This window comes from Natroniella sp. ANB-PHB2 (assembly GCF_046097105.1).
Lineage (GTDB): Bacteria > Bacillota > Halanaerobiia > Halobacteroidales > Halobacteroidaceae > Natroniella.
On record NZ_CP175562.1, the window covers coordinates 2,446,158 to 2,452,942 of the forward strand.

Annotated in this window: 6 protein-coding genes and 1 other annotated feature; all 6 genes read left to right on the forward strand. The window is 33.9% G+C overall.

Annotated elements, in window-relative coordinates:
- Positions 1-39: 39 nt before the first annotated feature.
- The 6 genes from ACKF5P_RS12210 to ACKF5P_RS12235 all read left to right on the forward strand — a co-directional run bounded on the left by ACKF5P_RS12210 (position 40) and on the right by ACKF5P_RS12235 (position 6,142).
- Positions 40-966 carry a quinate 5-dehydrogenase gene (locus tag ACKF5P_RS12210; RefSeq protein WP_408955465.1) on the forward strand — a complete coding sequence of 309 codons (927 nt, stop codon included), beginning with the start codon at positions 40-42 and terminating at the stop codon, positions 964-966.
- Positions 967-1,017: 51 nt separating this feature from the next.
- Positions 1,018-2,088, forward strand: coding sequence for a saccharopine dehydrogenase NADP-binding domain-containing protein (locus tag ACKF5P_RS12215; RefSeq protein WP_408955466.1), 1,071 nt, complete (start codon positions 1,018-1,020; stop codon positions 2,086-2,088).
- 123 nt (positions 2,089-2,211) lie between these two features.
- The gene (gene greA / locus ACKF5P_RS12220; RefSeq protein ID WP_408955467.1) at positions 2,212-2,685 is read left to right on the forward strand and encodes a transcription elongation factor GreA; all 474 of its coding nucleotides are present in this window, start codon (positions 2,212-2,214) and stop codon (positions 2,683-2,685) included.
- Positions 2,686-2,706: 21 nt separating this feature from the next.
- Complete coding sequence (gene lysS / locus ACKF5P_RS12225) at positions 2,707-4,182, forward strand: lysine--tRNA ligase (RefSeq protein ID WP_408955468.1); 1,476 nt, start codon at positions 2,707-2,709, stop codon at positions 4,180-4,182.
- A gap of 130 nt (positions 4,183-4,312) precedes the next feature.
- On the forward strand, positions 4,313-5,509 hold the full coding sequence (locus ACKF5P_RS12230) for a putative glycoside hydrolase (RefSeq protein WP_408955469.1): 1,197 nt from the start codon (positions 4,313-4,315) through the stop codon (positions 5,507-5,509).
- Positions 5,510-5,530: 21 nt separating this feature from the next.
- Positions 5,531-6,142, forward strand: a complete 612-nt coding sequence (locus ACKF5P_RS12235) for a class I SAM-dependent methyltransferase (RefSeq protein WP_408955470.1) — start codon at positions 5,531-5,533, stop codon at positions 6,140-6,142.
- Positions 6,143-6,475: 333 nt separating this feature from the next.
- Positions 6,476-6,785 (forward strand) — a sequence feature (16S ribosomal RNA rRNA prediction is too short).

Below are 6,785 nucleotides of genomic sequence, written 5' to 3' on the forward strand. Positions count from 1 at the left end.
ACATTAAGGGTTGAGATTATTTTTAGGAGGTCAGTGGGTATGAAGCGGGTAGTTAGTATTAGTTTAGGGGCTTCAAGTCGGGATCGAAGAGTAGAGACTGATATTTTGGGAGAAGAATTTATTATTGAAAGAATAGGAACAGATGGCGATTTAAAAGAAGCACTTAGGTTATTTAAAGAATTAGATGATCAAGTGGATGCTTTTGGTTTAGGAGGAATGGATTTATACTTATTTATAAATGATAAGAAGTATACAATACGAGATGCTAAGAGGATAGTTGAACAAGTAAACAGAACACCTATCGTTGATGGAAGTGGATTGAAAAGGACATTAGAGGCTGATGCAATAAAAAAACTGGATCAAGAACTCAATCTTAAAGATAAAAAGGTATTGGTTGTGTCAGCTTTAGATAGGTTTGGGATGGCTAAAGCTTTAACAGAAGTAGAAGCTGAAGTTTTATTTGGAGATTTAATGTTTGGCTTAGGGTTACCAATTCCGATTAAATCATTTAACACCTTAAATTTAATTGCGAAATTTACTATGCCTTTAATCAGCAGATTGCCTTTTAAATTATTTTATCCTACTGGAAAAGCACAAGAGCAGGTGGCTCTTAATAAAAAGTATGAAAAGTATTATCACTGGGCCGATATTATTGCAGGGGACTTTCATTATATTAAGTATTATTTACCACAACAATTAAGTGGGAAAATAATTTTAACTAATACAATCACAGTACAGGATTTAAATTTATTAAAAGAAAGAGGGGTTAGTAAGTTAATAACAACTACACCTGAGTTTAAAGGAAGATCTTTTGGTACTAATTTGATGGAAGCTATTTTAGTTGCCTTATTAGATAAGCCAGTAACTGAGGTGAAGATTTCTGATTATTTGAACTTGTTACAGGAGATCGATTTCAAACCCCGTGAAATAGACTTTAATCAGCATGATGAATTTGCAACTATATAAATTAAATTTATATAGTTGATAGTTTAATTTTAGGATTAAGGAGGAGATCATATGGAAAGGTTTGGATTCATAGTCCATCCTTTACAAATAGCAGATGTAGCACGTAAATTTTCTGTATGTAATTTTTTACCTGATGGACTTATAGAGAGTTTAATTAAAATGGCTCCGCCATTTGAGGTTTCAAAGATAACTGGAGTGAAATCTGAATTAGGGGTTGAAGCTGAAGGATGGTTTATAGGGTGTCCGCTAACTTCACGCCAAATTTTGGAGTTGCCAACTGAAGAGGTAGTAGAAAAGATCATAGCAGCAGGGATTAAAGCTCAAAAGTTAGGAGCAAAGCTTGTAGGGTTAGGTGCTTTTACTTCTATCGTAGGAGATAAAGGGATTACGATTGCTAAAGAACTTGATATACCTGTAACTACTGGAAATAGCTATACTGTTGCTACGGCAATAGAAGGGACTAAATTAGCCTGTGATATGATGGGTCTTGAAATGAAGCGGAGTAATATATTGATTATAGGGGCTACTGGTTCTATTGGAAGAGCTTGTGTTCAATTGTTGGCCCAAGATAATAAATATTTAATGTTAGCAGCTAGAAGAGAAGAAAATTTGAGGAAATTAGCAGCAAAACTCAAAGTCGAGTCAGGAGTAGAGGCGTTAATCACAACTAATTTAGAAGAGTTATTACCACAAGCAGATATTATTATTACAGCTTCTAGTGCAATAGAGAGTTTGATAGATATTAATCTATTAAAGAGTGGAGCAGTTGTCTGTGATGTAGCTCGCCCTAGAGATGTAGCTAGACAGGTCAAGTTACAGAGAAATGATGTATTAGTAATAGATGGTGGAATTGTAGAAGTTCCAGGTCAAGTTGAATTTAACTTTGAATTTGGATTTCCTCCCAATACTGCTTATGCTTGTATGGCTGAAACTATGATTTTAGCTTTATCTAAAAAGTATGAAAACTATAGTTTAGGTTCTGAACTTGATGTAGAAAAAGTTTTGACAATAAGCCAATTAGCAACTGAACACGGATTTAAGTTAGCTAGTTTAAGAAGTATGGAAAGGGAAATTTCTTTACAGGAAGTTAGTAGAATGAGAAGGATAGTTAACTCTACTTGACAAATTCTGCAAACTACATTATAATGTCATATTAATGATGGGGATAATAGTGTTAGACTGATCTGTCTTAACACTATTTTATCTTTTATTAATAAAACCAAGAGAGTAAAGGAGTAATCAATAATGAGTGAAAAGGTTATTGTATCAGAAGATGGCTTAAATAAATTAAAAGAAGAATTGGAATATTTACGTGGTGCTAAAAGAAGAGAGGTTGCCAAAAGAATTAAGCAAGCTCTTGATTTTGGTGACATCAGTGAGAATTCTGAGTATGATGATGCTAAAAATGAACAAGCTTTTGTTGAAGGTAGAATTAAAGAATTAGAGCAGTTGATTAAAAATGCAGAAGTTATTAATAAAGATGAAGTTGATACTACTAAGGTAAGTGTTGGAACTACTGTAACAATTAAAGACTTGGATGAAGATGAGGAATTTGAATATTCTATTGTAGGTTCAACAGAATCAGATCCAGATGAACAACGGATTTCTAATGAATCTCCACTAGGTAAGGCATTGATTGGCAATAGTGTAGGAGATACGGTAGAGGTTCAAGCACCAATAGGAGTTATTAAATATGAAATATTATCAATTAAAAAATAGTAACTTGGAGGTATTTAGAAAATGACCGAGCAAGAAATGGACTTAAATGAGTTAATGATTGAACGTAGAAAAAAATTAGGTGATTTAAAAGCAGCAGGTATAGAGCCTTATAATAATGATTTTGTAAGGTCTCATTCTATCTCTGAAGTATTAGATGATTTTGAAGAGTTAACAGCAGGAGAAGAGAAGGTTAAGATTGCAGGTAGAGTAATGGCTTTACGTGATCATGGCAAATCTAGCTTTGCTGATTTAGTTGATTTATCAGAGAAAGTCCAACTATATGCTAAGAAAAACGAAATTGGTGAAGAAGCATATGATTTATTTACTGATTTGAATATTGGAGATCATATTGGGATTGAAGGGACTTTGTTTGAAACAGGTCGTGGTGAAATTACGGTTAGAATTCAAGAGTTTAAGTTATTAGCGAAGTCTTTACGGCCTTTACCTGAAAAGTGGCATGGCTTAAAAGATGTTGAGTTAAGGTATAGGCAGCGATATGTAGATCTGATTGTAAATCCAGATGTTAAGCAGACTTTTATATTAAGAAGTAAAATAATTCATGGAATTAGAAAGTATCTAGAAGAAAAGAGCTTTTTAGAGGTTCAGACTCCATTAATGCATCCGATTGCTGGAGGAGCTGCTGCTAAGCCTTTTGTAACCCATCACAACGCCTTAGATATTGATCTATATTTAAGAATTGCTCCTGAATTATATCTTAAAAGATTATTAGTAGGTGGTTTTGAAAGAGTATTTGAAATTGGAAAAAACATGAGAAATGAAGGTCTATCAAGAAAGCATAACCCTGAGTTTACTACGTTAGAGCTCTATCAAGCGTATGCTGATTATGAAGATATTATGAATACTACTGAAGAGTTGATTAAAAATGTTGCTCAGACTGTTTTAGATGATTTGAAAATTACATATAATGATGATGAAATTAATTTAAATACCTGGAATAGAATGACTATGATTGAAGCGGTTAATAACTATGCAGGGGTAGATTTCACTGATGTTTCTACTTTAGAGAAAGCTAAATCATTAGCTGAAGAAAATAATTTAGATTGTGAAGAAAAAGGTTCAATAGGAGAAATTATTAATGAGTTTTTTGAAGAGGTAGTGGAGGAAAAGTTGATTCAGCCTACATTTATTACTCAATATCCTGTTGAAGTATCTCCATTAGCTAAAAGAAATTCGGATAATCCAGCGTTTACAGATAGATTTGAATTATTTATTTCTGGTAATGAAATAGCTAATGCTTTTTCTGAGCTTAATGATCCGATTGATCAAAAAGAAAGATTTGAGCATCAGATGGAACAAAGAGAAGCTGGTGATGATGAAGCTCATAGGATGGATCAAGATTTCATTAGAGCTTTAGAGTATGGAATGCCTCCTGCTGGAGGGTTAGGAATTGGTCTTGATCGTTTAGTTATGCTATTGACTGGTTCGGAATCGATCAAGGAAGTTATTTTATTTCCACATTTAAGACCAGAAAATTAATAAAAGGTTAACTATAAAAAAGGAGGGTTACCCTCCTTTTTTATAGTTAATTACAAAAAAATAACATAAACAACTATTCTAACTTGTGTTATAATTATAGGAGATAACTTTAACTAACAGAGGTGTTAAGATGAATAAGCAGATTCGGTTTATAGTTGTTTCACTAATTGTACTTAGTTTTTTTATTTTAGGAGCTAATTCTAATTTATTGGCAAAGCAGGGTTTTGAGTTGAAGTATACTCCTATTTATGAAGAACTGAAACTAGAATTATCACAACCAGAAATGAAGATTGATCAGTTTTTTAATCCACTAGAAAGTTTAGAAAGAAGAATTTCGTTAGAAAAGGTTGACTTAATTGCTCCTCATATAAATCAAGCTCAGAATATTAAGGGGCTTTATATTAGTGGATGGGCTGCTGGGAGTCCAAGAAGGCTTGAGAGGTTAATGAATGAAGTTGAGAAGAGTGATTTAAATGCGGTGGTTATTGATTTAAAGGATGCTGCAGGCAGGATTACTTTTTCTAAAGATTTTGGAGCAGCTTCTCGAGAGGCAATGATTAGAGATTTGAAAGGGTTAATAGCTGAATTTCAAAGGAGAGGAGTTTATGTTATTGGTAGGCAAGTGCTCTTTAAAGATGCAATTTTGGCTCAGCAAGATGAGTATGCCTTACAGTATTACGTAGGAGAAGAAAAAGAAATTATTCATAGTAAAAAGTGGAGTAATCCGTATTCTAAGGAAGTTTGGGATTATAATCTAAAAATAGCTCAACAAGCAATTGATTTAGGGTTGGATGAGCTTAAGTTTGATTACATACGCTTTCCAACTTTAGCACAAGAAAGTGGTTTGACTATTAGAGAGGAGGAAGAACAATCTAAATCTGATATTATTGTTGATTTTTTAGAGTATGCCAATCAAGAGTTAGATAAACAAGAAGTTTTAATTTCTGCAGATGTATTTGGGCTAACAACGACTATTGAAGGCGATTTAGGAATTGGACAAGATATTACTAAGATGGTTGATCATCTTGACTATATCTCACCGATGATTTATCCATCTCATTATAGTCCTAATATGTATGGCTTAGTTAATCCAGATGTTGCTCCTTATGAACTTATTTACAGAAGTTTAGCAGATGCTAAAGAAAAGTTAGGAGAGGAAAGTTATAAATTACGCCCGTGGTTACAGGACTTTTCAATGCATCATGGATATGGTGAGAAAGAAGTGAGAGAACAGATTGAGGCTGTAAAGGATAGTCAGGTTTCGGGCTGGTTACTATGGAATCCTCGTTCTGTTTATACGATTGATGCTGTAATTAATGATGAATAAAATAGTAAGGTGGTGTAGGTTTTGACTTTAGAGATGACCGAGGAAAGAGTTATGCCGAAGGAGATGAATCCTAATAATGGTTTATTAAAAGAACATTTAGCTCGCTATAAGTTTGCCAGCAACTATACCCAAGGTAGAGTGTTGGATCTAGCTTGCGGTGTTGGCTATGGTACGGAGATATTGTTGGCCCAAGGTGAAAAGATAAAAGAGATTATTGGAATTGATGTAGATCAAGAAAGCATCGATTATGCTCAACACCACTATGGTTATCCTTTAGTTGAATTTATAGTAGGGGAAGGAACTGATCTTAATTTAGTAGAGAAGATAGGAAAATTTGATACAATAGTTAGTTTTGAAACTGTGGAACATATTGAAGATGATTATAAATTTATTTCTAATTTAAATAAGTTATTAAAGGATGGTGGAAGGTTGATAATCTCTACTCCATTTGGTCAGGGGAGAGACAAGGGGTGTTCTAATCCGTATCATTACCGTCAATATAAAGAAGAAGAATTTAAAGAGATGTTAGAAGAATATTTTGAGATAGAATTATTTTATCAATTAAATGAAAGAATAGAAAAAAGTCAAAGTGATATTAAATATTATTTAATGGTTGCAGTCTGTGACAAATAATAATTGTAAATTGGGTTTGACAAACGAAAGATATTGTGTTAAATTAATAGCTGTGCTTGTCAAGGAGTGAAATATTTTCTTGACAAGTTTAGCGTAAAGTGATAAACTATTTATTACTGTCCTAAAGAAGAGAAATTGACGGCAAAAGAGAACTTGAAAAAGTTCTTGACAAACAAGAGTGAGTTTGATATTCTATTAATTGTCGCTTGAGAAAGTGACAGAAAAATTGAACAAGCAATTCGGTCTTTGAAAACTAAACAATGCAATGTTTCAACTAAGCAAGAAGAGCTAGTCAAACTCGTAATCAATGTGCTTTTGCACATGATATAAACTTTAATTGAGAGTTTGATCCTGGCTCAGGACGAACGCTGGCGGCGTGCTTAACACATGCAAGTCGAGCGAGAAAGCTACCTTCGGGTAGTGAGTAAAGCGGCGGACGGGTGAGTAACGCGTGGGAACATACCTTTAAGACTGGGATAACTTCTTGAAAAGGAAGCTAATACCGGATAAACTCCTTTTGGAGTAAAGATGGCTTTTATGCTATCACTTAAAGATTGGCCCGCGTCCCATTAGCTAGTTGGTGAGATAACAGCTCACCAAGGCAACAATGGGTAGCCGACCTGAGAGGGTGATCGGCCACACT

Bases quoted from the DNA above. Each gene is read 5' to 3' on its own strand.
- ACKF5P_RS12215 (WP_408955466.1), top strand. From the start codon at position 1,018: ATGGAAAGGTTTGGATTCATAGTCCATCCTTTACAAATAGCAGATGTA.
- greA (WP_408955467.1), top strand. From the start codon at position 2,212: ATGAGTGAAAAGGTTATTGTATCAGAAGATGGCTTAAATAAATTAAAA.
- ACKF5P_RS12230 (WP_408955469.1), top strand. From the start codon at position 4,313: ATGAATAAGCAGATTCGGTTTATAGTTGTTTCACTAATTGTACTTAGT.
- ACKF5P_RS12210 (WP_408955465.1), top strand. From the start codon at position 40: ATGAAGCGGGTAGTTAGTATTAGTTTAGGGGCTTCAAGTCGGGATCGA.
- lysS (WP_408955468.1), top strand. From the start codon at position 2,707: ATGACCGAGCAAGAAATGGACTTAAATGAGTTAATGATTGAACGTAGA.